The organism is Kribbella voronezhensis, from assembly GCF_004365175.1.
GTDB classification, from domain to species: domain Bacteria; phylum Actinomycetota; class Actinomycetes; order Propionibacteriales; family Kribbellaceae; genus Kribbella; species Kribbella voronezhensis.
Genome location: NZ_SOCE01000001.1, coordinates 5630349 through 5655974 on the forward strand (window position 1 = coordinate 5630349; position 25626 = coordinate 5655974).

General features: G+C 67.9%; 20 protein-coding genes. 9 read left to right on the forward strand and 11 right to left on the reverse strand.

Going from position 1 to position 25626, the window contains the following annotated elements; all coding sequences use genetic code 11:
* Position 1 precedes the first annotated feature (1 nt).
* From EV138_RS26340 to EV138_RS26355, 4 genes are all read right to left on the reverse strand, one after another.
* A complete protein-coding gene (locus tag EV138_RS26340; RefSeq protein ID WP_133981424.1) occupies positions 2-757 on the reverse strand; it encodes a phosphotransferase family protein in 756 nt (251 codons plus the stop codon).
* 42 nt (positions 758-799) lie between these two features.
* Entirely contained in the window at positions 800-1618 is an 819-nt protein-coding gene (locus EV138_RS26345; RefSeq protein WP_133981425.1) for a poly-gamma-glutamate hydrolase family protein, read from the reverse strand.
* Between the two features lie 87 nt (positions 1619-1705).
* A complete protein-coding gene (locus tag EV138_RS26350; protein ID WP_133981426.1) occupies positions 1706-2638 on the reverse strand; it encodes a sugar kinase in 933 nt (310 codons plus the stop codon).
* Entirely contained in the window at positions 2631-3254 is a 624-nt protein-coding gene (locus EV138_RS26355) for a bifunctional 4-hydroxy-2-oxoglutarate aldolase/2-dehydro-3-deoxy-phosphogluconate aldolase (protein ID WP_133981427.1), read from the reverse strand. The genes EV138_RS26350 and EV138_RS26355 overlap by 8 nt, the downstream gene beginning before the upstream one ends.
* A 179-nt stretch (positions 3255-3433) precedes the next feature.
* Here EV138_RS26355 and EV138_RS26360 point away from each other — a divergent pair, with 179 nt between their 5' ends.
* On the forward strand, positions 3434-5251 hold the full coding sequence (locus tag EV138_RS26360; RefSeq protein WP_133981428.1) for a sialidase family protein: 1818 nt from the start codon (positions 3434-3436) through the stop codon (positions 5249-5251).
* A 5-nt stretch (positions 5252-5256) separates the two neighbouring features.
* Here EV138_RS26360 and EV138_RS26365 read toward each other — a convergent pair whose 3' ends face one another.
* From EV138_RS26365 to EV138_RS26380, 4 genes are read right to left on the reverse strand one after another with little or no spacing between them, the layout of a single operon-like run.
* A complete protein-coding gene (locus EV138_RS26365) occupies positions 5257-6111 on the reverse strand; it encodes a hypothetical protein (RefSeq protein WP_133981429.1) in 855 nt (284 codons plus the stop codon).
* On the reverse strand, positions 6105-7250 hold the full coding sequence (gene dgoD / locus EV138_RS26370; protein WP_133981430.1) for a galactonate dehydratase: 1146 nt from the start codon (positions 7248-7250) through the stop codon (positions 6105-6107). The genes EV138_RS26365 and dgoD overlap by 7 nt, the downstream gene beginning before the upstream one ends.
* A complete protein-coding gene (locus tag EV138_RS26375; RefSeq protein ID WP_238158362.1) occupies positions 7247-7954 on the reverse strand; it encodes a FadR/GntR family transcriptional regulator in 708 nt (235 codons plus the stop codon). The genes dgoD and EV138_RS26375 overlap by 4 nt, the downstream gene beginning before the upstream one ends.
* A 46-nt stretch (positions 7955-8000) precedes the next feature.
* Positions 8001-8723 carry an SDR family NAD(P)-dependent oxidoreductase gene (locus tag EV138_RS26380; protein WP_133981431.1) on the reverse strand — a complete coding sequence of 241 codons (723 nt, stop codon included), beginning with the start codon at positions 8721-8723 and terminating at the stop codon, positions 8001-8003.
* A 208-nt stretch (positions 8724-8931) separates the two neighbouring features.
* Between EV138_RS26380 and EV138_RS26385 the strand changes: the two genes are divergently transcribed.
* The 6 genes from EV138_RS26385 to EV138_RS26415 all read left to right on the forward strand — a co-directional run bounded on the left by EV138_RS26385 (position 8932) and on the right by EV138_RS26415 (position 18109).
* Positions 8932-10215 (forward strand): ABC transporter substrate-binding protein, encoded by a 1284-nt coding sequence (locus EV138_RS26385; protein WP_133981432.1) that lies wholly within the window; start codon positions 8932-8934, stop codon positions 10213-10215.
* A 104-nt stretch (positions 10216-10319) separates the two neighbouring features.
* Complete coding sequence (locus tag EV138_RS26390) at positions 10320-11183, forward strand: carbohydrate ABC transporter permease (protein WP_238158363.1); 864 nt, start codon at positions 10320-10322, stop codon at positions 11181-11183.
* Positions 11180-12004: a carbohydrate ABC transporter permease gene (locus EV138_RS26395; protein WP_133981433.1), complete on the forward strand. Its 825-nt coding sequence runs from the start codon at positions 11180-11182 to the stop codon at positions 12002-12004. Before EV138_RS26390 ends, EV138_RS26395 begins: the two co-directional genes overlap by 4 nt.
* On the forward strand, positions 12001-14037 hold the full coding sequence (locus EV138_RS26400; protein ID WP_133981434.1) for an alpha-galactosidase: 2037 nt from the start codon (positions 12001-12003) through the stop codon (positions 14035-14037). Before EV138_RS26395 ends, EV138_RS26400 begins: the two co-directional genes overlap by 4 nt.
* Before the next feature lie 35 nt (positions 14038-14072).
* Positions 14073-16340, forward strand: a complete 2268-nt coding sequence (locus tag EV138_RS26410) for an NPCBM/NEW2 domain-containing protein (RefSeq protein WP_202866830.1) — start codon at positions 14073-14075, stop codon at positions 16338-16340.
* Between the two features lie 233 nt (positions 16341-16573).
* Positions 16574-18109, forward strand: a complete 1536-nt coding sequence (locus EV138_RS26415; protein WP_133981435.1) for an FG-GAP-like repeat-containing protein — start codon at positions 16574-16576, stop codon at positions 18107-18109.
* A gap of 55 nt (positions 18110-18164) precedes the next feature.
* On the opposite strand, the gene EV138_RS26420 is transcribed toward EV138_RS26415, so the two are convergent.
* Entirely contained in the window at positions 18165-19226 is a 1062-nt protein-coding gene (locus EV138_RS26420; RefSeq protein ID WP_133981436.1) for a questin oxidase family protein, read from the reverse strand.
* Positions 19227-19328: 102 nt separating this feature from the next.
* Here EV138_RS26420 and EV138_RS26425 point away from each other — a divergent pair, with 102 nt between their 5' ends.
* On the forward strand, positions 19329-22349 hold the full coding sequence (locus tag EV138_RS26425) for an ATP-binding protein (protein WP_133981437.1): 3021 nt from the start codon (positions 19329-19331) through the stop codon (positions 22347-22349).
* Positions 22350-22408: 59 nt separating this feature from the next.
* Here the strand turns inward: EV138_RS26425 and EV138_RS26430 are convergent, their stop codons facing one another.
* Positions 22409-23197, reverse strand: a complete 789-nt coding sequence (locus tag EV138_RS26430) for an alpha/beta fold hydrolase (RefSeq protein WP_133981438.1) — start codon at positions 23195-23197, stop codon at positions 22409-22411.
* Between the two features lie 87 nt (positions 23198-23284).
* Here EV138_RS26430 and EV138_RS26435 point away from each other — a divergent pair, with 87 nt between their 5' ends.
* A complete protein-coding gene (locus EV138_RS26435; RefSeq protein ID WP_133981439.1) occupies positions 23285-23950 on the forward strand; it encodes an HAD family hydrolase in 666 nt (221 codons plus the stop codon).
* Positions 23951-24144: 194 nt separating this feature from the next.
* Here EV138_RS26435 and EV138_RS26440 read toward each other — a convergent pair whose 3' ends face one another.
* Positions 24145-25569, reverse strand: a complete 1425-nt coding sequence (locus EV138_RS26440; protein WP_133981440.1) for a GH1 family beta-glucosidase — start codon at positions 25567-25569, stop codon at positions 24145-24147.
* Positions 25570-25626 lie beyond the last annotated feature (57 nt).

Genomic DNA, 25626 nt, shown 5'->3' on the forward strand with positions numbered 1-25626 from the left:
GCTAGTTGTCGAGGCGCTTGGCGGCGGCGTCGAGGTGGTGGCGCCACGTTTCGGCCGCCGGGGAGTCGGGCGAGTGGTCGGCGAGGGACAGTAGGCCCTGGACGATCAGGGACGGGAGTACGTCGTCGAGGCCGGTGTCGTGGCCGTAGACCGCGATGGTGGCGGGCCAGTCGTTGGGGTCGACCGAGGTGAGCAGGAACCAGCCGAGGTCGAGGATGCCGGGGGCTGCGGAGACGTCCTCCCAGTCCAGGAGGGCGACTTCGCCGGTGGGGCTGGTGCGGAGGTTCTGGGCCGAGGCGTCGCCATGGACCAAGGTCAACGGGCCGGCGTCGAGAAGTTGGCGCTCGGCGGCGGCGACGTTGCCGACCAGTCGTTCGCCGACAGCCTGGACCGCCGGCGGTAGGTTGGCGAGGCGGGGCCACGTTTCGTCGTACAGGCGTCCGACCAGGTCGACGGCCGCGCCGACCGGCCGGAGCCACGGCCAGCGCCGAACGGCCTCGCCTTCCCAGCGCGAATGGAGCAGACGGAGGGTGTGCGCCGCCCCGTCCGGGGTGGCGCCGGGTGTCCAGGCCGAAAGGTCCTCCAGTTCCAGCAGGGTGCCGTCTTCGGTCTCCTCGGCGCGATAGCAGATCGGCACGCGGATGCCGATGACCGGTGCGATCTCGCGGTAGAAGCGGATCTCCGAACCGAAGATGTCCAGGGCGTCGGCGATCGACCCGGCTGCGGCGAGCTCGCGGCGCTTCACGAAGACGGTCATCGCCTCACCTTCGCAACTCCGCCACCGGACCGCCACTCAATATCAGGGAGTCGGCTGGGTGGATTCGAGGTCGGCGATGGCGGCTCGGGTGGCGGTGGCGAAGGTGCGGAAGAGGTCCAGGGTGGTGTTCTTGCGGTCGGCTCGGGTGTTGGTGCCGAACATTGCCGAGCGCAACGAGGTGGTGAGTTCGAGCTGGGCACCGGCGCCGAGCAGGGTGCGGTTGGCGATGTTGGTGGGTTCGTCGCCGTTCAGGTCGCTGATCGACGCGGCGTCGATCGCCCGGATGCCGGCGGCACCGAGTCTGGTCAGCAACTTGGTTTTGAAGGTGCCGTTTCGGCCGCCGACCAGAACCGCCTGAGCGCCGTCCGCGAGACCTGCTTGCGCCGCAGTACAACCGTGCAGGCTGACTGCGTTCACTGAGCCGGCCGTGAGTGCGCGTGCGACCGGGTCGTCACAGTTCGTCGAGGTGACGTGCAACTCGCCGTTGTTGCTCAGCCGCAGCCCTTCGAACATCCAGTAGTCGTGAACCGGGCCGCCGGCAGGTGTCGGATCCAGGCTGGCCGGGTGATATCCGGCGATCGCCAAGCAGAGTTCCGACGTACCGGCTTCGATTCCACCGCCGTGCGGAGCCAGGATCACGGTGCGCTGTACGGCGTACCGCTGGCTGAGGTCGTCGTCGAACCACTCGTGCCGGCGGTATCGACGCGAGTAGTCGACGCCTTCGACCACGGAAGTGTCGGCGTAGAGCGCGGTGTTCGACGGGTAGCGGTCGGCGGTCGTCGCGGCCGAGGCTGTCAGGCCGCGCGATACGGCGGTCGCAGCAACAGCCAGGCCGAGAAAACCTCTTCGGCTACTACGCATGCCGCCCCTCCCCAGATCCGGTCAACCTCACCAACCTTGGGACCAACGGGATCGTCTCGCCGATCTTCCGGCGTGTCGCCGCCTGCCTCAGCGCAGAGCGGTGCCGTGCGACTGCGCCAGCAGGCTGAGTTCTTCGCGGGTAGGAAGCGACTCCCAGTCGCCGAAAGCGCCTACGCAGAAGGCGCCGCCGGCTGTGGCGCGTTCGAGGCGAGCGGTGATCGGAAGCCCGTCGAGGGTGGCGGAGAGGTACCCGGACACGAAGGCGTCTCCTGCGCCGATGCTGTCGACAACAGTGACCGGGAGGGCGGGCTGGTGGATGGTCCCGGCGCTGGTGTGGGACCAGGCGCCCTTCCCGCCGGCGGTGACGACGACTTCGCTGACCGAGGTGAGGAGTTCGGCGACCGGGTCGGTGGCGTCGGTGAGGAGGTCGAGTTCGTCATCTGAGGCGAACACGGTGTGGACGTGAGGCAGGAGCTCGCGCAGTACCGCGGCAGCGTCCGCGCGCGACCAGAGGCGGCCGCGGTAGTTGACGTCGAGCGAAACCTGGACGCCGGCCGAAGCAGCAGCCCGTACTGCGGACAGCGTCGCGGCGCGGGCCTGGTCCGACAACGCCGGCGTGATCCCGGTGACGTGAAGCAGCCGCGGTCGCGCGTCTTCCAAGGCCGCAAGGCATTCCGCGGCAGTCAGCGTCGAGCCGGCCGATCCGCGCCGGTGGTAGCTGACCCGGGTGATGTCGTGGGCCGGCTGGTCGAAGGCGATGAAGCCGGTGAACGACTCGTCCGAGAAGCGCAGGTACCGGGTGTCGACCCCTTCGGCACGCAACGTCCGCTGGATCAGCCGCCCTGGCTCATCGTTGCCCACAGCACCTATCCACGCGGCCTGATGTCCGAGCCGCGCGAGGCCGATCGCCACGTTGCTCTCCGAACCGGCGACGGACAGATGCGCCTCGCCGCCCATTCTGAGTGCCGTTTTGGACCGGATCGAGACCATCGCCTCGCCGAGGGTGAGAACGTCACTCATCGCTCACCGCGGCCAGGAAGGTGGCGGCGCGCTCAGCCAGGTCGGCTTGGGAGCCGCCGGTGCCGGCGTCGCCCAGCAGGGGAGACCCGATGCCGACCGCGAAGGCGCCGGCCGCCAGGTAGAGGGGGGCCGACTCCGCGTCGACGCCGCCGACCGCGATCAGCGGCGCGTTGGGGAGCGGGGCGCGGAGCTCGCGCAGGTAGCCCGGGCCGTGCAGCTTCGCAGGGAAGATCTTCACCGCGAGCGCACCCGCGTCGAGCGCCGTGACTACCTCTGTCGGGGTCAGAGCGCCACAGAGCAGCGGCAGGCCGAGCTCGACGCTGCGGTGAGCGCCGCGGGTGATCGCGGGCGTCACGGTGAAGCCGGCTCCGGCGGCCGCGATCTCGTCGGCCTGGGCGGCGGTGATCACCGTGCCCGCGCCGAGCAGTACCGACGGGTCGAACTCCGAGCGAGCTTTGGCGATCGCCTCCGTGGCGCCTGGGGTCGTCAGCGACACCTCGAGAGCGGTGATCCCGGCACCGACCAAGGTCCGGACGCACTCGAGCGCCCGGTCCGGTCCATCGGCCCGGATGATCGCCAGCACCTTGCGACGGCTGAGTTCGGCCAGCAGCTCCACGACAGCTCTCCTTCGACGAATTCACGGTAGTTGACACACGCCCGTGGGCGTTTGATCGATCCACACATAGGACGTGCTATGTCTGGCGTTTCAAGCGTGACTTTGGTGGATAAGTTACGAACTAAGCAACTCATCCGGTTGTTTACTTTCCGTTCACCGGAAGGCAGGTCTCCCGCCCCATGCCCAGCTTCCGCCGTTTCCTGATCCCGCTCGTCACGCTGCTTCTGCTGACCGCGGGCCTGACCGCCGCGCCGCTGCAAACCCGGCCGGCCGCGGCCGCCGTGACCCAGACGGTCCTCTTCGACAAAGGTTTCGCCGGCTACGGCTGCTACCGAATCCCCGCGATCGTCCGAACCAGGGCGGGCACCCTGCTCGCCTTCGCCGAAGCACGCCGTACCTGGTGTGCCGACTCCCAGGAGATCGACCTCGTCGTACGCCGGTCCGTCGACGACGGGCGCACCTGGTCGGCTCAGCAGACTGTGCTGTCCGGTGTCGACGGCGACCCGGACGCCGTCTCCACCCGCGGCAACCCGACGCCGATCGTCGATCTCGAGACCGGCCGGATCGTGCTTCTGACCACCATGGATCCCGGCAACGGGACCAATCGTCCGCGGACGCCGTACGTCCAGTTCAGTGACGACGACGGCCTGACCTTCAGTACTGCGAGAAACATCGCCGCCGAGATCGATGACCCGGCCTGGGGCTGGTACGCGACCGGACCGGTGCACGGCATCCAGTTGACGCGCGGCGCACACCAGGGCCGGCTCGTCGCGGGGACGAACTACGACGTCGACGGCAAGGTCGCCGGACAACTCGTCTACAGCGACGATCATGGCGAAACCTGGCACAAGGGCGCCACCGACCTGCGCAACGACGGCATCGTGCCGCAGGAGATCAGCGTGGTCGAGAAGGTTGACGGCGGCATCTATGCCGGTGCCCGGAACAACAACGGCACCGGCGGGAACAGCCGGGCATTTGCCGTCAGCAACGACGGCGGCGAGACCTACGTCGCGCCGTACGCGAGTGTCGACGGGCTGACGACTCCCACGGTGCAAGGATCGTTGCTGCGACTGCGGGCCGTCGACCAAGGTGCGAAGTACAACCGCATTCTCTTCGCTTCGCCGGCGGATCCGGAGCGGCGCAGGTACATGACGATCCGGTCCAGTTTCGACGAGGGCAGGACGTGGCAGTCCGTTGCCGATGGCACCAGGATCACCAGCGACTGGTCCGGGTACTCCGACATGACCGTGCTCGGCACGGGCGAGATCGGGTTGCTCTACGAAGGCGGTACGGTCGATGCCCGCGACCAGATCCGCTTCGCGCGGTTCACCGAGACCGACCTCGGGCTTCCGGATGGTCCGAGCGGTCCGATGACGCCGGACGTTTCCGGGCTGGGGAACAACAGCTACCTGCGCGGCGGGACGACCTCGGTGGCCGGCAGGTTCGGGCAGGCGCGAGATCTGGACGGGGTCGACGACGCGATCCAGCTCCCGTTCGCCGAGTCGCTGGCGGTCGGGGCGGGGGACTTCACCGCGATGGCCTGGATCAAGTACGGCGCCAGTACGGCGAACCAGGCGATCTTCTGGGGTTACGGCATCAACGACTTCTCCCAGTTCTGGCTGCGCGCCGAACCGGGTGACAAGCGGATCCGCGGACTGATCACCACCGGCGGCAACACGGCCGCGGTCGCGACGACGAAGGCCTACAACGACAACGCCTGGCATCACGTCGCCCTGCAGCGCAAAGCGGGAACCCTGTCGATCTGGGTCGACGGCGCTCAGGTGGCGAGTGTCGCCGCACCGATCGGATCGGTCAGCCCGGGCCGGCCGTTCAAGGTGTACGTCGGTCAACGGCTCGACGGGGCGCATCACTTCGACGGGGCGCTGGACGAGGTCCGCATCTATCGGCGGGCGTTGACCTCCGCCGAGATCGGCTCCATCCGGACGACCAACGCGACCACGATTCCCACCGCCGTCCTGGATCTCCCGCTCGAGTAGCACGATCAGACTGGCCTGGCGGACACTACGAGCCGCCAGGTCAGCTCACCCGATGCCGGAACCGTTGCCGCGTCGCCCGGACCGGCTTCGGCGAGGTCGAAGACGCGCCCGAGCATCGGCTCCACCCCGAGACTCCGGTACGGCGTACGCTCGGGAAACCCGCCGAGGTTCCGCCACACGGCGACCGATGTCGGTTGCTCAGGGCAACTGAGCGAGAGGGTCAGCTCAGCGTTCCCATCTCGAACGGAAATGGCCGAGAGATCCACCAGCACACCACCGACCGCCGATCCGTCAGTCGGACCGTACGTCTCCAGTTCGATCCCACCCGGCGACGGCCAACTCGCCTCCGTCCATGGGAGTGAGGGCGTGTTCAACAAAGGTGCAGCCTCTGGATAGAGCCTGCAGATGGTGCAGGCGGGAGCGATCAACGTTGTGCCGACGGAGCAGTCCAGCAAGGCGTGAGCCGTCCAGGTGAAGCGATAACCGGGCGAGGCGATCAGGCGGTAGTCGGCCCAGATGGCGCCTGTTTCGGTGATCTCTGCTGGAGTCTCGCCGCCGTTGAAGCGGCGGAGAAGCACCGCGTCGCCGTACTGGACGACGTCCCAGTCGTCGTCTTCGTCGAGCGAACCCCACGGCTGGTTCCACAAGCCGCCGTGGTCCGGGGTGCCGCGGACGGTCGGGAAACACTCGTCCAGTCCGCCGACGTCGACGTACGACGTGCGTCCCGTCCGTGGTCCCGAAAGCAGACCGGGTCCCGTCCACAACCATTCGCGACCGCCCAGGAACAACGACGTCCACCGGCCGCCGTCGTCCAGGTCGACCGTGACCTCGTTGGCTGGAAGGGGAAGCTCTGTCACCATTCCGCGAAGGATCCGTCCTCGTGTGTCCAGACCGGGTTCCGCCACGCGTGCCCGACCTTGTCGGCGGCGCGCACGGCGTCCTCGTCGACCGTGATCCCCAACCCAGGAAGGGGATTCCACTCGGCATGCCCATCCACCCAGGTGAACGGCGCCGGGTCGGTCACGTACGACGTGAGGTCGCTGCCGGTGTTGTAGTGGATCCCGCGACTCTGCTCCTGGATCAGGAAGTTCGGCGTCGCGAACGAAACCTGGAGACTGGCCGCCAGCGAGATCGGCCCGAGCGGGCAGTGCGGCGCCAGCAACGCGCCGTGCGTCTCAGCCAGTACTGCGATCCGCCGCAACTCCGAGATCCCGCCCGCATGGGAGACATCCGGCTGGACCACGGCGACTCCGGCATCCAGGGCGGGGACGAAGTCCGACCGGTTGTACAGCCGCTCGCCCAACGCCACCGGAACGGTCGAGCTGGCGATCACCTCCGCCAGGTGACGCTGGTGCTCCGGCAGCACCGGCTCCTCCACGAACAACGGATGCAGCGGCTCGACGGCGTGCAGGATCCGTCGCGCCGCGGCGACACCGACCCGTCCGTGCAGGTCGATCGCGACGTCGCGGGAATCACCGAGCACCGATCGTGCGGCCTCGAGCCGGGAGACGATCGTGTTCACCTCACCCAGTGAAGGCGACGGCTGGATCCGGCCCATCGCGTTCATCTTGACCGCGGTCATCCCGCCGGCGATCTGCGCGGCGACCTGGTCCGCGACCTCGGCCGGCTCGTCACCGCCGACCCACGCGTACACCCGGACGCGATCGCGCACCCGACCGCCGAGCAGCGACGACACCGGAGCGCCGTAGACCTTGCCCGCGATGTCCCACAACGCATGGTCGAGCCCGGCGACAGCACTGCTCAGCACCGGACCGCCGCGGTAGAAGCCGCCCTTCGACAGGATCTGCCAGTGCCGTTCGATCTGCAGCGGGTCCTGCCCGATCAGGTACTCCGACAGCGTTTCGATCGCCGTCCGGACCACCTCGGCGCGGCCCTCGACCACCGGCTCGCCCCAGCCGACGACGCCGTCGCTGGTCTCGATGCGGCAGAACAGCCAGCGCGGCGGGACCAGGAACGTCTCGATCCGCTCGATCTTCACTTGCGGCCCCGGACGTCCGAGAGATCCTCGGCCGCCTTCGCCAGCAGCTCGCGCATGGCCAGCTCAGCGCCTTCGGGATCGTGCGCGCGGACCGCGTCGACCACCCGCTGGTGACTGGGCACCGGATCGTCGGAGGGCTTCACCCGATGGACCAGCCGGTCGCGACCGGCCAGGCCGGTCTCCATGATGACCTCCATCTTGGTCAGCAGCTCGTTACCGGTCGCGGCCAGCAACGCCTTGTGGAACGCGAGATCCGCTTCTGCCGCAGCCAGATCGTTCTTCGCCGACGACATCGCGGCGAGCGCGGTGTCCAAAGCCTGCAGGTGCACCTCCTCAGCCCGTACTGCGGCCAGCCGGGCCGCGGCCGGTTCGACGATGCCCCGCACCTCGTGCAGCTCCTCGAGCAACTCCGGGCGGACATCGTCGTCGAAGTGCCAGCGGATCATGTCCGCGTCGAGCAGGTTCCAGTCGGATCGCGGCCGGACGAAGGTGCCGCGCTTCTGCCGCGCGTCCACGAGTCCCTTGGCGGTCAGCACCTTGAGCGCCTCCCGGACGGCGGTCAGGCTGACGCCGAGATCTGCCTGCAGTTCGACCACGTTGATGGTCGCGCCCTGCGGGATCTGGCCCGACAGGATCCGCTGCGCCATCACCTCGACGATCTGCCCGTGCAAACCTCGGGACATCCCGCGCTGAATCCCCGTCACCGGCGTCTCCCCATCCCTCTTGATACAAGCTCTGAACTAACTCCGGTCATGCCGAGTCCTTCACCGCGGACCAGCCGCCGTCGACGACGAGACTGGCCGCCGTGACGAACGAAGCCTCGTCCGACAGCAGGAAAGCGACGGCCGCGGCCACCTCGTCCGGCCGGCCGAGTCGCCCGACAGCGGTCGCCTGAGCACTCTGTTGTTTCCCTTCCGGGGTGACACGGTCCCATGCCGCGGTGTCGACCGGGCCCGGAAGCACGGTGTTCACCCGGATCGATCCGCCGTACTCGACCGCGAGTTGCCGGCCGAGAGCTACCAGTGCCCCCTTGGTGGCCGCGTAAGCGGGATGGCCCGGGATCCCGGCCAAGGCGTGCACCGAAGACACCAGTACTACGGAACCGCCGGTCGCCGCCAGGTCGGAGTACAGGGTCTGGAAGCCGAGGAAGGTGGCGGTGAGGTTGACGTCGAGTTGGCGTTGCCAGGAGCTCGGGGACAGTTCGTGAGCAGGCCGGACGTCGACCATGTACGCGTTGCTGACGAGGCCGTCGATCGGCCCGAGTTCGTCGCGGCCGCGGGACAACGCCTGTGCCCAGGTGTCGGGGGAGGCGACATCACCCAGTACGGCGATCGACCGGCCGGGGATCTCCTTGCAGGGTTGCAGGTCGAGCTGCACGACCGAGGCGCCCTCGTCGAGCAGGCGCTGCACGCAGGCAGCACCGATACCGGTGGCTGCCCCGGTCACCACGATCACCCGCTCAGCAAGCCGCAACGCCAAACCTCCACGCCAACAGTCTCCAACGATGAACGAGGCACCAGTTGATCGTGACCAAATCATCACGTCAAGCGATTTGCTCGTAATTTACGAATTAATATTGACACGCTCGACCGCACGGCTGCAAGATCCTCCGCAGAACGAACCACTCAATCGACTGGCGCGGCGGATCCCGACCGTGCCGCGAGAGCTCAGGAGTACGGGCATGGCAGGTCTGGCAGCTGATCGGCGCACGTTCCTCAAGGGGCTCGGGATGCTCGGGGCCGCGGCCCTGGTCCCGGGCTGCGCGACCTCGACCACCAACAGCAGCGGCAGTAGCGGGAGCGCGAGCGGTGAGCTGTCGCTGCAGTCCAATCTCTCCGCCGAGCAGGCGAAAGCGGCGATGGAGAAGCTGGTCGAGGCCTACGGCAAGACCGGCGGCAAGGTGAAGCTGAACACCGTCGCCTCGGAGATCTTCCGCACCCAGCTGCCGACGTACCTGACCTCTGCCAACCCGCCGGACGTCTACACCTGGTACGCCGGTTCGGTGGCGAACTCGTACGCCAAGAAGGACCTGCTGCTCGACGTCACCAGCGTCTGGGACGGCATGAAGAACTACCCGCAGTCGATGCAGACCCTGTCCACCGGCGAGAACGGGCAGAAGATCTTCGTGCCGACCAGCTACTACTGGTGGGGCATGTTCTACCGCAAGTCGAACTTCGCCAAGTGGGGCGTCACGCCGCCGAAGACCTGGGAGGAGTTCCTCGCCGTCTGCAAGACGATCCAGGGCAAGGGCGTGCCGCCGATCGGTATCGGTCTGGGTGACACGCCGTGGGTCGCGTCGGCCTGGTTCGACTACCTGAACATCCGGATCAACGGCGCGCCGTTCCACCGCCAGTTGCTGGCCGGCGAGGGCCGTTTCGACGACCCGAAGGTGAAGGCCGTCTTCACCAAGTGGAAGGAGGCGTTGCCGTACTTCGACCCGAAGGGCAAGTCGTTCCCGTTCCAGGAGGCGACGTCGGCCCTGCTCGGTGGCAAGACCGGCATGTTCCTGATCGGCACCTTCTTCGCCGACTCCGCGCCCAAGGACGCGCTCGACGACATCGACTTCTTCCAGTTCCCGATCATCGACCCGTCGGTCCCGGTCGCCGAGGAGGCACCGACCGACGGGTATTTCGCCAGCAAGAAGGCGAAGGACCCCGAGGCCGTCGAGAAGTTCCTGGCCTGGCTCGCCACCGCCGAGGCGCAGGAGATCTACGTCAAGAACTCCTCCGGCACGGTCATCCCGGCGAATCCCGACGGCAAGGCCGCCGACACGCCGCTGGTCCGCAAGGGCAAAGCCATGGTTCAAGACGCGAAAGAACTCACCCAGTTCTTCAACCGCGACTCCAGCGACGCCCTCCAGCCCACCGCCGACGCCGCCCTCACCAAGTTCCTCGACAAGCCCCACCAGATCGACCAGATCCTGAAGGACTGGCAAGCAGCGGCCGAGAAAGTGTTCAAGGCGTGACAGCGACCTCGATCGATTCCTTGCCCGAGACTGCGCCCGGGAAGTCGTTTCGGTCGGGCGGCCGTGGGCGGTCCGGGTGGCCCGGGCGGCAGCCGCGGAGCCGGTTGCATCGGATCTCGCCGTTGATTCTGGCGTTCGTGTTCGTGCCGTTCGCGATCGAGGCCGTTTGGGTGTTCTGGCCCGCGTTGCAAGGGTTCTGGTTGGCGTTGACGAACTGGGACGGGCTGACGGCGCCGAAGTTCGTTGGCTTCGGCAACTTTCACGACATGGTCACCGATCCGATCTTCCGGACCGCGCTGAAGAACACCGCGATCTGGCTGGTGCTGTTCGGCGGGCTGAGCGTGATCGGCGGCTTCGGGATGGCGCTGCTGTTGCAGAAGGAGCGTCGCGGCGTCGGCATCTACCGCGCCGCGTTGTTCACCCCGGTCGTCTTCTCGCTGGTCGTGACCGCGCTGATCTGGCGCGTCTTCTACCAGCCCGACGGCCTGGTCGATTCCGTACTACGGGGTGTCGGCCTCGGCAACTTCGTCCGGCCCTGGCTCGCCGACCCCGACACCGCTCTGTACGCCGTCATCCTGCCCGCGTTGTGGCGGCAGATCGGCTACGTGATGGTGCTCTACCTGGCCGGCCTGAAGGCAGTCGACCCCGCTCTCTACGAAGCAGCGAGAGTGGACGGCGCGTCGGCGTGGCAACGCACTCGCTACGTCACGATCCCGCAGCTCAAGGGCGTGAACTCGGTCGTGCTGTCGGTGATCGTCATCGACTCGCTCCGATCCTTCGACATCGTCTGGTCGATGACGAAGGGCGGTCCGTACCACTCGTCCGAACTGCTCAGCACCTACATGTACTCGACCGCCTTCCAGTCCACCCAGCTGGGCTACGCCTCCGCGATCGCCGTGGTGATCTTCCTGCTCGCCCTCGCGGTCATCCTCGGCTACCTGATCCGTGCCTTCCGGGAGGAGACATGACGAACCGGTTCAAGACCTCGGGCTATCACCTGGCGATGGGGCTGGTCTCGTTCCTGTGGATCGCGCCGATCCTGTGGGTGGTGGTGATCTCGTTCCGCAGCTTCGACGACGTCGCCGCGAACGGGTTGGGCTCCTTGCCGCACTCGTTCACCTTCTCGACGTACAGGTCGGCCTGGCAGGACGCGGACGAGTTCAGGGCTTTGATCAACTCGTTGCTGGTGACGATCCCGGCGGTGCTGTTGAGCCTCGGGTTCGCGGCGACGGCGGCGTACGGGCTGGCTCGGTACAACATCCCGTTCCGGCGGACGGTGCTGCTGCTGATGTTGATGGGCAACCTGCTGCCGCCGCAGATCCTGCTGATCCCGATCTCGCGGTTCGTCGAGCTGACCGGGTACTACGACACGTTGTACGCGTTGATCGCCGTGCATGTCGGCTTCGGGCTCGGGTTCTACACGTTCGTGCTGCACGGCTTCATGCGTGATCTGCCGAGGGAGATCCAGGAGGCGGCCACGATCGACGGTGCCGGGCCGGGCAAGATCTTCGGCAGTGTGATCCTGCCGCTGACCCGGCCGGCGCTGGCCGCGCTCGGTGCCTTGTCGTTCACCTGGATCTTCAACGACCTGCTCTGGTCGATCACGGTCATCCGGTCGGGCGAGAAGATGCCGGTGACTCCTGCGCTGCTCGGTCTGCAAGGACTGTTCGTCTCGTCTTGGAATGTGATTGCCGCAGGCACCGTCATTGCGGCCGTGCCGACCCTTGTCGTCTTCTTGAAGTTCCAGAAGCACTTCGTGTCGGGACTGGCGATCGGAGCCGTCAAGTGACTCAGTGGACGTTGCGCGGGGCAACCACGACGTACGTGGTCGAGGTGCCGCAACACGGGCAGTGGGCGCGCTTGGTTGCCTGGGGCCCGCATGCCGTGGCCGACGGGCCGTCGACGGTGGCCCCGGCCGGAACGGTCCACTTCCTCCCGCCGGCAGATATCGAGCCGCTGGAGTACGCCGTACGCGGGGTTCGGTATGCCGCTCCGGCCGAGCTGGTGGTGAGTGGGCCCGACGGGAACGACGAATGCCGGCCGGTCTTCGTGGCGGCTGCGCAAGATGGCGACCACCTGGAGCTGACGTTCCTGGACGAACTGCGGTCGTTGAGGCTCGTCCTGCACTATCGGATGTCTGCGGAGCTCGATGTGGTCGAGCGGTGGGTGTCTGTGCACAACGACGGGTCGGCCGCCTTCACCCTGCATCACCATGATTCGGGCGGCTTCGTCATCCCGACTTCCGGCGGCGCTTACCTGCGCTACTTGTGGGGCGAGTGGAACAGTGAGTTCCAGCAAGCGGCGATCACGCTGCCCCGTGGTCGATTCACGATCGACAGCCGGCAGGGCATCACCGGCCACTCGTACTCACCCTTCCTGTCCGTCGCCGATGCCGACGACCCGTCCGGTACTACGTGGGGCGTGCAGCTCGCGTGGTCGGGTTCTTGGCAGCTGAGCGCGGACGTCGACACCACCGGGCAGACCCGGATCCAGGCAGGCCGGGTGCCGTCTTCACTCGGCCTGCTCGTGGCCCCCGGATCGTCGTGGGTCTCCCCGGTGGCTGTCGGCGCTTGCAGTACCGAAGGACCCGACGGACTGGCGCGGGCGTTCCATGCCTATCAGCGGACATTCGCGCGTGAGCGGACGTTGTCGCACGCGGTCGCGCCGAAGGTCGTCTACAACTCTTGGTTCGCGACCGAGTTCGCTGTGCGGGCCGATCATCAGCTCGAGCTTGCCCGGCGTGCGGCGCGGGCCGGGGTCGAGACGTTCGTGGTCGACGACGGCTGGTTCACCGGGCGGCATGACGACACCGCCGGGCTGGGGGACTGGGAGGTCGACCCGGCCGCCTTCCCGCAAGGGCTCGATGCTTTTATCGAAGACCTGAAGGAAGTGGGGCTCGGCTTCGGCTTGTGGGTGGAGCCCGAGTCGGTGAGCCCGGGGTCGGAGCTCGCGGCCAAGCATCCGGAGTGGATTCTGCGGACGGAAGGACGCGAACCGCTGCTCGTCCGCAATCAGTTGCTCCTCGATCTCAGCCGGGACGACGTCGCGGAGTGGATCTGGGAGACGCTCGACCGGCTGCTGTCGTCGTACGAGATCAGCTATCTCAAGTGGGATGCCAACCGGCCGCGGTTGGACAGCGGGGTGCATCGCGATCTCGACGGACAGGTCGTGGCCAATCTCTACAAGATTCTCGAGCGGATCCGGACGAACCATCCTGGCGTCCTGGTCGAGGGATGTGCCGGTGGTGGCGGCCGGGTCGACCTCGGGATGGCCGCGCGCGTCGACACCCTCTGGCCGAGCGACAACACGGCACCGCTCGACCGGCTCAAGATCCAGCGCGGCTTTCTCACTGGTTACTCACCACACCTGATGAGTTCGTGGGTGACCGATGCCGAAGGCACTCATGACGGTCGCGAGCGGTCGCCGGACTTCAGGTTCCACGTGGCGATGGCCGGCAACCTCGGGATCGGCGCCGACCTGTCCAAGTGGTCCGACGATCAGCTGGCCGCGGCGGCTCGCCACGTGGCGCAGTACAAGGACATTCGCGACGTTGTCGCCGACGGCTTGGTTCATCCCTTGGCCGAAGGTGTGCAGTACGTCGGTGCCGACCGGTCCGTGGTGTTCCTCTGGGACACCGGTGACGGGAACATCCGGGGCACGTTGCCGACGAGACCGCGCCGGATACCGCTGGTGCGGCTGGATCCCGCGAAGTTCTACCGGGTGGGGGATGAGGTCCACCCGGGCAGCTACCTGCTGCAGGTCGGCGTCCGCTGGGACGGCACGACCGATTCGACCTGCCTGGTCGTCGAAGCCCTCGACTGACCTCCGTCCATTTCAAGGCAGCAAAGGAACAAGACGTGAAGAAACCCTCCGCCGTGCTCGGCGGGGCGATCGCGGCCGTCCTGGTGACGGCCTCGCTCGCCACCACCGCAGCCCCCGCCACCGCAACCACCGCAACCTCCGCCACCGCAACCACCGCCACCGCCTCAACCTCCGCGGCCTCAACGACCGCGGCCTCAACCTCCACCGCCTCAACCTCCGCGGCCTCAACGACCGCGGCCTCAACCTCCACCGCCTCAACCTCCACCGCCTCAACCACCGCGGCCTCAACGACCGCCGCCTCGACCACCGAATCGACAGCCGCCGGGTCGACGGCCGCGGCGGTGCTCAGTCCGACGCCGTACATGGGGTGGAACACCTACTACGGGCTCGGTGGCGACTTCACCGAGGCGACGATCCGTTCGGTCGCGGACTCGATGGTGAGTCGCGGTCTGAAGAAGGCCGGCTACGACATCGTCTGGCTCGACGGCGGCTGGCAGGCCGACGAGTCGCGCAGCGCGGCCGGCGACCTCCAGCCCAACCCGGCCAAGTTCCCGAACGGCTTGAAATCGCTCGTCGACTACATCCACAGCTTGGGCCTGAAGGCCGGCATCTACACCGACGCCGGACCTTATATCCCCGGCCGTTGCGGTCTCGGCAGCGGTGGCTACTACCAGCGTGACGCGGACCAGTTCGCAGCCTGGGGCTTCGACGCCGTCAAGGTCGACTACCTCTGCGGCATCGCCGCTAACCTCGACCCGAAGACGGTGTTCACCGAGTTCGCCCACGCGCTCCGCAACAACGCGAGCCACCGGCCGATGATCTTCAACCTGTGCAACCCGGTCACCTCACCCGACTGGGGCAACTACCCGGAGTCGCAGCAGTCGACCTTCTCCTGGTCCTACGCGCCGGCCATCGCGCAGTCCTGGCGGACGTACACCGACGTCGGGTTCCAGGGCGACATCAAGTTCAAGGACGTCCTGCGCAACTACGACGCGAACGCGAGGCACCCGGAGGTCGTGAAGCCGGGCGCGTTCGGCGACCCTGACTACCTTGCTCCCGAGCTCGGCATGTCCGACGAAGAGTTCCGCACGCAACTGACCCTCTGGTCCGTGGCCGCCGCTCCGCTGATGGTGGGCAGCGACATCCGCAAGCTCAGCGCAACCACGATCGGCATGCTCACCGACCCCGATGTCGTCGGGATCAACCAGGACCCGGCAGCAGTCCAGGCCGTTCGCGTCGGAGCCGCCGGTACTACGGAGACGTGGGTGAAGCGCCTCGCCGACGGAGGCCGCGCCGTCGTCCTGCTCAACCGCGGCGACAGCGCCAAAACCCTCACCGCCACAGCGAAAGCCGTCGGCCTGAGCGGTTCACGCTTCACCCTGAAGAACGCCTGGACCAATGCGGTCACCGAGAGCGCCGGCACGATCAGCGCGGCCGTTCCAGCTCACGGTACTGCGCTGTTCCGGGTCTCGCCGGCGACCGGCCTCCTAGGCATCCCGCACGTGACGGCTGGGATCCCGCAGGTGACCAAGGTCGGTACGGACGCGCAGCCGGAAGGTGTCGCGCCGGTCGTTGCCGGCGGCGACGAGCTCACCGCCCAGGTCGTCGTCCGCAACGACGGCCTCCTCCCGATCATGAGCCCGGTCGTCACTCTCACCGGCGAAGCCGGCTGGACCGTGAAGTCGTTGACCACCGCGCCGGCAATCCTTGCTCCAGGCAAACAAGCGACTTTCGTCTTCACAGTGAAGCTGGCCGCCGACGCGACGCCCGGAAATGCGACGCTGACGGCGAGTACGACGTACGGCGCGATCGGGTTCGGCAAGCAGCGGCAGACAACGGTCTCGCCGATCGTGGTCGCACCGGTTCCGCCGACCGGTACCGCCGCGCTGTCGCATCACCAGTGGATCGTCGCTACCAGCGGCTGGATGTCCCCGACGGTCGACCAGAGCGTCGGCGGCGGCTCGCCGATCAGCCTGGTCGGTCAGACCTACCCGACCGGCATCGGTGTCGCGTCGCCGTCCACCGTGCGGTACTACCTGGGCAAGGCCTGCAGCAGGTTGACCGCGACGGTCGGCATCGACGACGCAGTACGGAATGTCGGTCCGGAAGGTGGTACGTCGACGTTCCAGGTGGTCGGTGACGGCAAGGTGCTGTTCGACAGCGGGGTCGTCGATCGTGATCACCCGAAGCCGGTCGACGTCGATCTCACCGGCGTCCGCGTGCTCGACCTGCTGGTCGGCGACGCCGGCGACGGCGGCTACAACGACCGCGCCGACTGGGCGGCTCCGACCGCCACTTGCTGACAGTGCCCGCCTGAACAAGCGGCTCCGACAGCCACCTTGCTGACAGTGCCCGCCTGAACAAGCGGCTCCGACAGCCACCTTGCTGACAGACTCCGCCTGAACAGACGGCTCCGACAGCCATCTGCGGCAGGTTCGGCCTGAACAATTAGATGAGGGGCAGACCGTTTTCGGTCTGCCCCTCGGGTGTGTTTGGGTGGGGTCGATCATCCGCCCGGAGTGTTGTGAGGAACCGCATGAAACGTAAGCAGTGGAAGCTCGGAACCGCCGCGGTGGTGGCTGCCGGTCTGGTCGTCGGAGGGGTGGTGCACGCGGCGACCGCGGACACCGCCAAGCCCGGCGCGCAGCAGTTGCCACCGGCCACCGGTTCGGTTGCCCTGAGCCCCGCTGAACTACTCGCCGCCGCCCCGCCGGCTGCCGCCACCGGCGTGGTCCGTCCCGGTGGCGCAGTGCAGCCGAAGTCGGCCGCCGCGGTCGCCAGAGCCGTCGCCGCCGCGCCGACGTCGGGCAAACTTTCGATCAAGGCTGTCTACCAGAGCACGAACTACAACTGCGTGCCGGCGTCGAGCGCCATCAGCCTCGGCACCTTCGGCGTCAGCGTCACCCAGGAGACGCTGGCCAAGAAGATGGGCACGACCACGTCGGGGACCTGGGACAAGACCGCCCTGCCGGTCATCAACGGCTACATCAATCCGCTCGGGTACTCGGTCTGGGACACCGACACCACCAGTAGCGCGACCAACCTGCTGAACTGGGCGGCGTACGACATCGGCACGCTGAAGCGCGCGCCGAAGATCGGCGTCTGGATGGAGAAGCTGCCCTGGAACAAGGGGCTGAGCGGCCACTTCGGGCACGCGATCCTGATCTACGGCTACGACCTGACGGCCAAGACGCTGACGGTCTGGGATCCGTGGAAGCCCACCGGCGGCACGCACACCCTGACCGCCGCAGCACTGAACGCGACGATGCAGACCGGCGGCCTGTCGTACCTGGCCGGTCACTCGGACGCGGACCTGACCAACGCGGGGGATCTGAGCGGCGACAAGCTCAACGACATGGTCGCGGTGCACAGGCCGACCGGCACGCTCTACCGCTACACCAACAACGCGGCGGGCGCGTTCGAGGGCGGCAGCAACGCCGTGAAGCTCGGCACCGGCTGGAACGGGTACACCGAGTTGACGGGAGTCGGCGATCTCACCGGAGACGGCGTCGCTGATCTGGCGGCGATCGAGAAGGCGACCGGCAAACTGTGGCTCTACCGCGGCCCGGCACTGTCGGCCTCCACCCGGCTGTTGATCGGGACCGGCGGCTGGAACGGGATGCGCGACCTGATGGGCATCGGCAACGTCACCGGCGACGCCCACCCCGACCTGGTCGCGATCGAGAAGTCGACCGGCAAGCTCTGGGTCTACCCGGGCAAGGCGAACGGGCTCGGCACCCGCAAGCAGATCGGCACCAGCTGGACCAGCATGACGAAGCTGGCCGCTGTCGGCGACCTGTCCCGTGACGGCAAGCCCGACTTCGTCGCGGTCGACTCGGCCGGGAAGTTGTGGCTGTACAAGGGCCTTACCTTCGCCGGCGGCACCAGCCGGGTCCAGATCGGCACCGGCTGGAGCGGCATGCGTTCGCTCACCGGCGTCGGTGACCTGAACGGCGACAAGATCCCCGATCTGATCGCGGTCGCGAACACCGGCGGGGACATGTACCTGTACCCCGGCAAGGCGAACGGACTGGGCACCCGCACGAAGCAAGGCAGCGGCTGGAACGGCTGAGCCGGCCGGTGGGTGGTGGTCGGTGACTTCGCGGGAACACCGACCACCACTACTCCTATTTGATCAGATCTCCGACCCGTTGGGCAGCCGCCAGGACGTCCGAATCGTGGCTGTGCGCGTACGCGTCGAGGGCGGTGTCCGCGAACTTGATCACGTGCTCGTCGGAATGCTTCAGCGCGTAATCCATCAGCTCGTCTGCGTGGACACCACCCGCCGGCAATTCATCCCGCGGCAGCGGCTGCGCGGGCGCATACGCGGCAGTGATCGCAGCGCTGGCCGCCCAGACCGACGACAGACTCGGTGCCCACAGTGACTGCGGCAGCGCAGGGAGTGTGTGCAGTACTGCGTTTGGCGCGGTCGCCGTGTGCACCAGGAGCACCGGGCTGCCGTGCCCATGCGTGAGATAGCGCGCCGCGGCCCCGGAGACGAGGTCGGCCAGTTGGCGCTCGACGTCGGCCGGGCTGGTCGGCGTACGGAGGGATCGCAACGACGCCGGCCAGGTCGGCAGCTCGGCGAGCTGGCCGAAGCGGACAGCCACCGTTCCTTGCTGGGACGGGATCCGCGGGATGGCGTCGAGCGCGTCGTTCACCTCGAGCGTGCCTTCAGAGCGTCGGTGACGACCAGGCGCCGCCTCTGCGGCACCCGGCACGCTCCGCATCCGAGCTGCCCAGAACGCGAGACCATGAGCCAGTTCCGTTACGGCGGCCGGGCTCTCGTCGCCACGCAGCAGGGTTCGTACTGCGTGGCTGACGCGGATCACCCCGTGCGTCGCGCCGGCCACGATGCCCGGCAGCAGGCGCGGCCACCAGGTGACCAGCACCTCGCGCCACGGGTGCTCTTGCATCTGTTCCACGAAGTACGCCGACCAGTCACCGATTCGTCGGCCGTCTCCGAGCGCGTCCCGCCAGCTCTCGTCGGTGATGCGGTCGCTCACCGACGGGAGTTCGCTGAGCTTGCCGACGTAGGTGTCGACCCAGCGATGTACGCCGTCCGCGAGACCACGTCGTACGAGGACCTCGACGGCCATCGGGCCATGGTTGGTGAGCGTGTTCTCGCCCCACTCCGGCCCGGTTCGCGCGAACCGTTCGTACGCCTCGTCCAGAATCCCGTCGCTCATGCGCGCAGTGTGCCGAACCCACCTGTAGATCCACTGTGGAGCAAGCAGGTGCGGTGACACATCGGCCGCATCCGAGACCCACAGTGCCCTAGTCTCGGCGTCATGCGGTTCGGCGTACTGGGGCCGGTGGCGGTCTGGACGGACGACGGGGAGCCGGTGCGGATCCCCGAGCGGAAGGTGCGCGCCCTGTTGGCCGAACTGCTCGTGTCCGAAGGGCGAGTGGTTCCCGCCGCGCGGTTGATCGCTGATCTCTGGCCGGAGCGGATGCCACGGGATCCTGCCAACGCGTTGCAGCTGCGGGTTTCGCAACTCCGCCGGGCACTCGAAGCCGCCGAGCCGGGAGCTCGGGACTTGGTGGTCTCGCAGCCGCCGGGTTATCGGCTCGACGCGGTCACGGACGTTGCGGAGTTCCGCTCGCTGGTCGAGGCTTCCGGCGAACTGCGGTCCCGCGCCAGGCGATTGAGCGAGGCGCTCGCGTTGTGGCGCGGTACGCCGTACGCCGATTTCTCGGCGGAGCCGTTCGTCCGGGCGGCCGTGGATCGCCTGGACGAGGAGCGACTCACTGCAGTCGAGTCGCTGTCCGAGCTCCGGTTGGAGCTGGGAGAGCACGCTGAACTGATCGGGGAGCTCGGTGATCTGGTGCGGCGGCATCCACTGCGCCTGCGCTTGCGGGCGGCGTACCTGAAGGCGCTCTATCGAACGGGACGGCACAGCGAGGCGCTCGACAGTTACCGCAGGTTGCGCGAACGGCTCAAGGAAGAGCTCGGCCTGGAGCCGTCTGCGGAGTTGATGGAGCTGCAGCAGGGGATCCTGCGGCAGGACCCCCGACTGGACGCACCGCCGACCCGACGGCGCTCGAACCTGCCGGCTGCGGTGACGGAGCTCATCGGCCGCGAGCAGTTGCTGGCCGAGGCGGTCTCGGCATTGAAGACGAACCGGTTGGTGACCCTGACCGGGCCGGGTGGCGTCGGCAAGTCCCGGATTGCAATCGAGGCGGCGCGACAGGTCGCCGGTGACTTCGCGGACGGTGTCTGGCTGGTCGAACTCGCAGCCTTGGAGCGATCCGACTCGAACGCCGCCGCGGTAATCGGCTTGGCTGAGGCGATTGCCGCGGCGGTGGGCGTCCGGGACCGCCAATTGGCCGATGCCTTGAGCAACCAGTCGGTGCTGCTGGTCCTCGACAACTGCGAGCATCTGGTCGGCTGCGTTGCCGGGTTGATCGGAGATTTGTTGCGCAAGGCCCCCGGTTTGCGAGTGCTGGTGACGAGCCAGGAGCCGCTGGCTGCGAACGGCGAGCGGCTGGTGGTGGTCCGCCCGCTCGCAGTCGAGGCCGCCGCCGAGCTGTTCGTACTGCGGGCGTCGGCGGCCGGCGGTGTGGTGGAGGAGGACTCCGCCGTCGCCGCGATCTGCGACCGGCTGGACGGCCTGCCACTCGCGCTCGAGTTGGCCGCGACGCGGGTCAGGTCGCTCGGCGTCACGGAGTTGTCGGCGCGGCTGGACGATCGGTTCAAGATGCTGGAGTCCGGACGACGTGATGGTCCGCGGCGGCATCAGACGCTGCGGGCGATGGTCGACTGGAGCTGGGAACTCCTGAGCGAGCCGGAACAGGTGGCATTGCGTCGGCTGTCCGTCCACGCGGACAGTTGCACGCTGGAGGCCGCCGCAGCGGTTGGCGCCAGCGCTGAGTTGGTCGGCCGCCTCGTCGACCGCTCGCTGGTGAGCGTCGTGGACGGCCCGCGGTACCGGTTGCTCGAATCGATCAAGCTGTACGCCGGGGAGCGGCTTCGGGAGGCCGGTGAGGCGGCCGAGATCCAGCGCCGGGCGATCGACTGTTACGGCTGTCTCGCGGTCCAGGCCGAGCCGAAGTTGTACGGGCACGAGCAGCGCGACTGGCTGGGCCGGCTCGACGCGGAGACGGCCAACCTGCGCGCAGTACTGGACGCCGCGGTCGCTCTCGGCGATGGCGAGTCGGCGCTGCGATTGGTGGATGCGCTTGCTTGGTACTGGTTCCTGCGCGGGCGGATCGGGGAAGCAGAACGCGCTTTCGCTGCTGCTCTGGGTATTGCTGGAGCCGGTGATGAGGGCCTTAAGCAACGGGTTGTCGGATGGCAGGCGGGAATCCGGCTGCTGAGGGACGACTCGGCGCGTGGGACGGCGGCCCGGACGTTGCTGGCGGCCGACCGGCGGATCAGGGCGCACTGGTTCCTGGGGTTCGCACATCGTGGAGGAGCCGTGGCGGCGACTGTCGAGGTCGTCGACGCGGCGCTGGCGGAGTACGAGTCGGCGGGGGACCAGTGGGGGATCGCGGCGGCGTTGAGCGTGCGCGGGACGCTCGGGCGGGCTCGTGGGGAGTTGGCCGAGGCCCGCAGGGATGCGGCCCGGAGCGAGGAGATCTTTCGTCGGCTCGGTGATCGGTGGGGACAGGTGAAGGCGACGAACAGCCTGGCCGAACTCGCCGAGATCTCCGGCGACTACGAGCGGGCAGCCGAGTTGCATCGCGACGGCGTACGGATGGCCGAAGAGCTCGGACTCTGGGGTGAAGCGTCACTGCGGTTGTCAGGGCTCGGCCGGATCGCCTTGCTGCAAAGGGACTTCGCGGCGGCTGAAGAGTTCCACACCCGGGCGATGAAGCTGGCTGCCGAGCAGGGCAACAAGCCGGCTGAGGAGTTCGCCGAACTCGGACTCGGTCTGGGCGCACGTAGACAGGGCAAGCTCGACATCGCCGAGCGCCATTTCCGCCGCTGGCTCGACTGGCTCCGTCACCTCGACTCGCAGCCCGGCGTACCCCTCGTGCTCGCCGAACTGGGCTTCATCGCCGAGCAGCGTGGTGACGGTTCAGCGGCCCTGGCCCTGCACACCGAAGGCCTGGCGGCAGCCGAAGCGGTGGGCGACCCCCGCGCCCTCGCCCTGGCCTACGAAGGCCTGGCCGGCGCGCACTCACTCACCGATGACGCTCTCGGGGCTGCGCGGTTGCTTGGGCGAGCGGCGCACCTCCGCGAGTCTGTCGGCGCACCCCTCCCGCCGGCCGAGCGCGCCGACGTAGACCGCATCACCAACCGCCTCATCGGGACCCTCGGCAACACCACCTTCACCGCCGAACACACCCGCGGCCGCACGCCCTGACCGCAGCAACCGGTCTTCAAGGCCGCGCGGGCGGCGGGTGGACGGCGGCGGCCAGATCGTCAGCTGTCGGCGGGCAGGTCGAAGTGGGGTGGGCGGCGGATACCCGCGATGGTCGGGATCGGGTCCTTGGTGAGGAAGTCGAGCACGATCCGGTTCACCAGGTCGGGCTTCTCCTGGGTGAGGAAGTGCGACGTCCCCGGTACGACGGCGAACTCGGCGCCCGGGATCGCGTCGTACATCTCCACCGCGTGCGCCAGCGTCACCAGGTCGTCGTCGGAGAACATCACCAGCGTGCGCGCGGTGATGACGCCGAGCTCGGACGCCTGCAGGTTCGGCTCCTTCGCGGCCATCTCACCGATCTTGGTCGCGACCACCTTGAAGTGCTCCTCGCCGTCCGGCGACACCTCGCCGTACGCCGGGCCGAGGAACTGTGCGATCTGGTCGACGTCCCACTCCATCTCCGGACCGGCCTCGCCGGACTTGTTGAAGCCGCCGCTGATCAGCACCAGCCGCTTCACGAGTTCGGGCCGCTGCATCGCGATCAGCATGGCGATGAACGCGCCGTCGCTGTGCCCGACCAGGTCGGCCGGCTCGCCCACGACGGTCTCCAGGAACGCGATCGTGTCGTCCGCCATCACCTGGTAGCTGATCGGCCCCTCGACGTCCGGCGTATGCCCGTGGCCGCGGCGCTCCGGGGTGTAGACGTGGAAGTGCTCGGCCAGCGCGCCGATGTTCGCCGCGAAGAACCTGGCGTCCACCAGTCCACCGTGCATCAGCACCAGCGGCGTGCCCTCGCCGACCTCGTCGTACCACGTCTTCACGGCACCCAGTTGGACGTACTCAGCCATGATTTGAACCCCCTCGTTCGTTGGTAACGCGCAAGCTACCGCAGGTCGGGTGCGGTTGGCCTACCGAGAGGTGGGTACCTCGTGGGCGTGACCAACTCTGCGATCGCAGTCCTCGATATCGACGGGACGCTCATCGACTCCAACTACCAGCATGCGCTGGCGTGGTACCGCGCGCTGCGCTCGGTGGGCGAGATCTTTCCTGTCTGGCGGCTGCATCGGCTGATCGGCATGGGTGGAGACCAGGTCGTCGCTGCCATCGGGGGCGACGACCTCGAGCGCCGGGTGGGCGATCAGGCCCGCGAACAGCAGGGCAAGGAGGTCGACGCGCTACTCGATGAGATGGCGCCATTGCCCGGAGCGCGCGACCTGCTGCTGGCAATCAAGGAACGCGGTCACCGTTTGGTGCTGGCCAGTTCCGCTCAGGAGCGCCACGTCGACGTCTTCCTGGACAAACTGGACGCCCGTGACATCGTCGATGCCTGGACCAGCAGCGCCGACGTCGAAGCCTCGAAACCCGCGCCGGACCTGCTCCACGTCGCCCTGCAGAAGGTCGACGCCCCGCCGGACGCGTCCAGCGTGATGATCGGCGACTCGGTCTGGGACGTCAAGGCAGCAAAGAAGGCCGGCCTCCCCACCATCGTCGTCCGCTCCGGCGGCTTCGGCGACGACGAACTCCGAGCAGCAGGCGCCATCGCCATCTACGACACCCCGGCCGACCTCACCGAGGCTCTGGCCGAGACTCCTCTCGCTTAACTGCCCCGGCCGAACCGCCAGCACATCAGTACGGCGTGGGCCGGCCGAAAGTTGACTGCTGGTGAGCGTGGCACGGCGAAGAGGTCCGCCAGGCAATCGCCGTACTGATGGCCTGGCGGTCCGGGGGTGCGGTCGGAGCGGCCGACGCTGGAGGGCGTCGGGTGCCCATCGCCAGGAATGGGCACCCCTGCGAGTTAACGGTTGCGGTGTCGGTGGGCTACTTCGCGAAGGTAGAGGGCGCTCTGCTTGGGGGTTCGGGTTTGGGTCTCGTAGTCGACGCGGACGATGCCGAAGCGCTTGTCGTAGCCGTAGGCCCATTCGAAGTTGTCCAACAGCGACCAGGCCAGGTAGCCGCGGATGTCGGCGCCTTGCTGGATCGCTGAGGCCACCGCGGCGAGGTGCGACGCGAAGTACGCCGTACGGCCTTCGTCGGAGACGTACCCGTTCTCGTCCGGGACGTCGGCGAAGGCGGAGCCGTTCTCGGTGATGACCATCGGGAGGCCGGGGTAGTCGCGGCTGATCCGGACGAGCAGGTCGGTGAAACCTTCCGGCACGATCTCCCAGTCCATCGCGGTCCGCGGCCGATCAAGCGGCAAGGTGCGGCTGATCGGCAGGCCGTCGTCGCCGACGGTCCGCCCGTCCTCGTCGAAGCCGGTGAACTTCTGGCTGAAGTAGTAGTTGATCCCCAGTACGTCGATCGGCGCCGAGATCGTCGCGAGGTCGCCGTCCTTGACCGGCAGTTCGATCCCCTCAGCGGCAAGATCGGCGATCACGTCGGCCGGGTAGTGCCCGTTCACGAGCGGGTCCAGGTAGATCCGCGCACCCATCCCGTCCGCCCGCCGAGCGGCCTCCAGGTCGGGTTCGGCGTCGCTGGCCGGGTACGCCGTGGCCGCGTTCAGCGTGATCCCGATGTCGATCGGCCGGGTCGCGGCCTCGCGCATCCGCTCGGTGGCCAGACCGTGCCCGAGCAGCAGGTGATGGATGGCCGCGATCGCCGCCGGGTACTCCTTGCGTCCCGGAGCGTGCACGCCGTACGCGTAACCGAGCATCGCCGAGCACCACGGCTCGTTCAGCGTCGTCCAGGTGTCGACCCGATCGCTCAGCGCGTCGAACACCAGCATCGAGTAGTCAGCGAACCGGTACGCCGTGTCGCGCGCCGGCCAGCCGCCTGCGTCCTCGAGCTCCTGCGGCAGGTCCCAGTGGTAGAGCGTCACCCAAGGGTCGATGCCCTGGGCAAGCAGTTCGTCGACGAGCCGGTCGTAGAACCCGATCCCGGCCGGGTTCACCGGACCGGTGCCGTGTGGCTGCACCCGCGACCAGGACACCGAGAACCGGTACGTGTCGAGGCCGAGGTCCTTGATCAAGGCAACGTCTTCAGGCATCCGCGTGTAGTGCTCGCACGCGATGTCACCGGTGTCGCCGTTGTCGATCGCGCCGGGCACCCGGCAGTAGGTGTCCCAGATCGACGGCGTCCGGCCGTCCACGTCGATCGCACCTTCGATCTGGTACGCCGAGGTCGCGACACCCCAGCGGAAGTCCGTCGGGAGACTGGCGATCAGCTCCTGCTCGGCCGCCGGTGCGGTGAACACCGAGCTGGTGGGAAGAGCGGTTGGGTTCATAGTCGTGCGTACGGCGCCCGCCGGTGGGCGAACGCCGTACTGGCTCCCTTCGGGGAA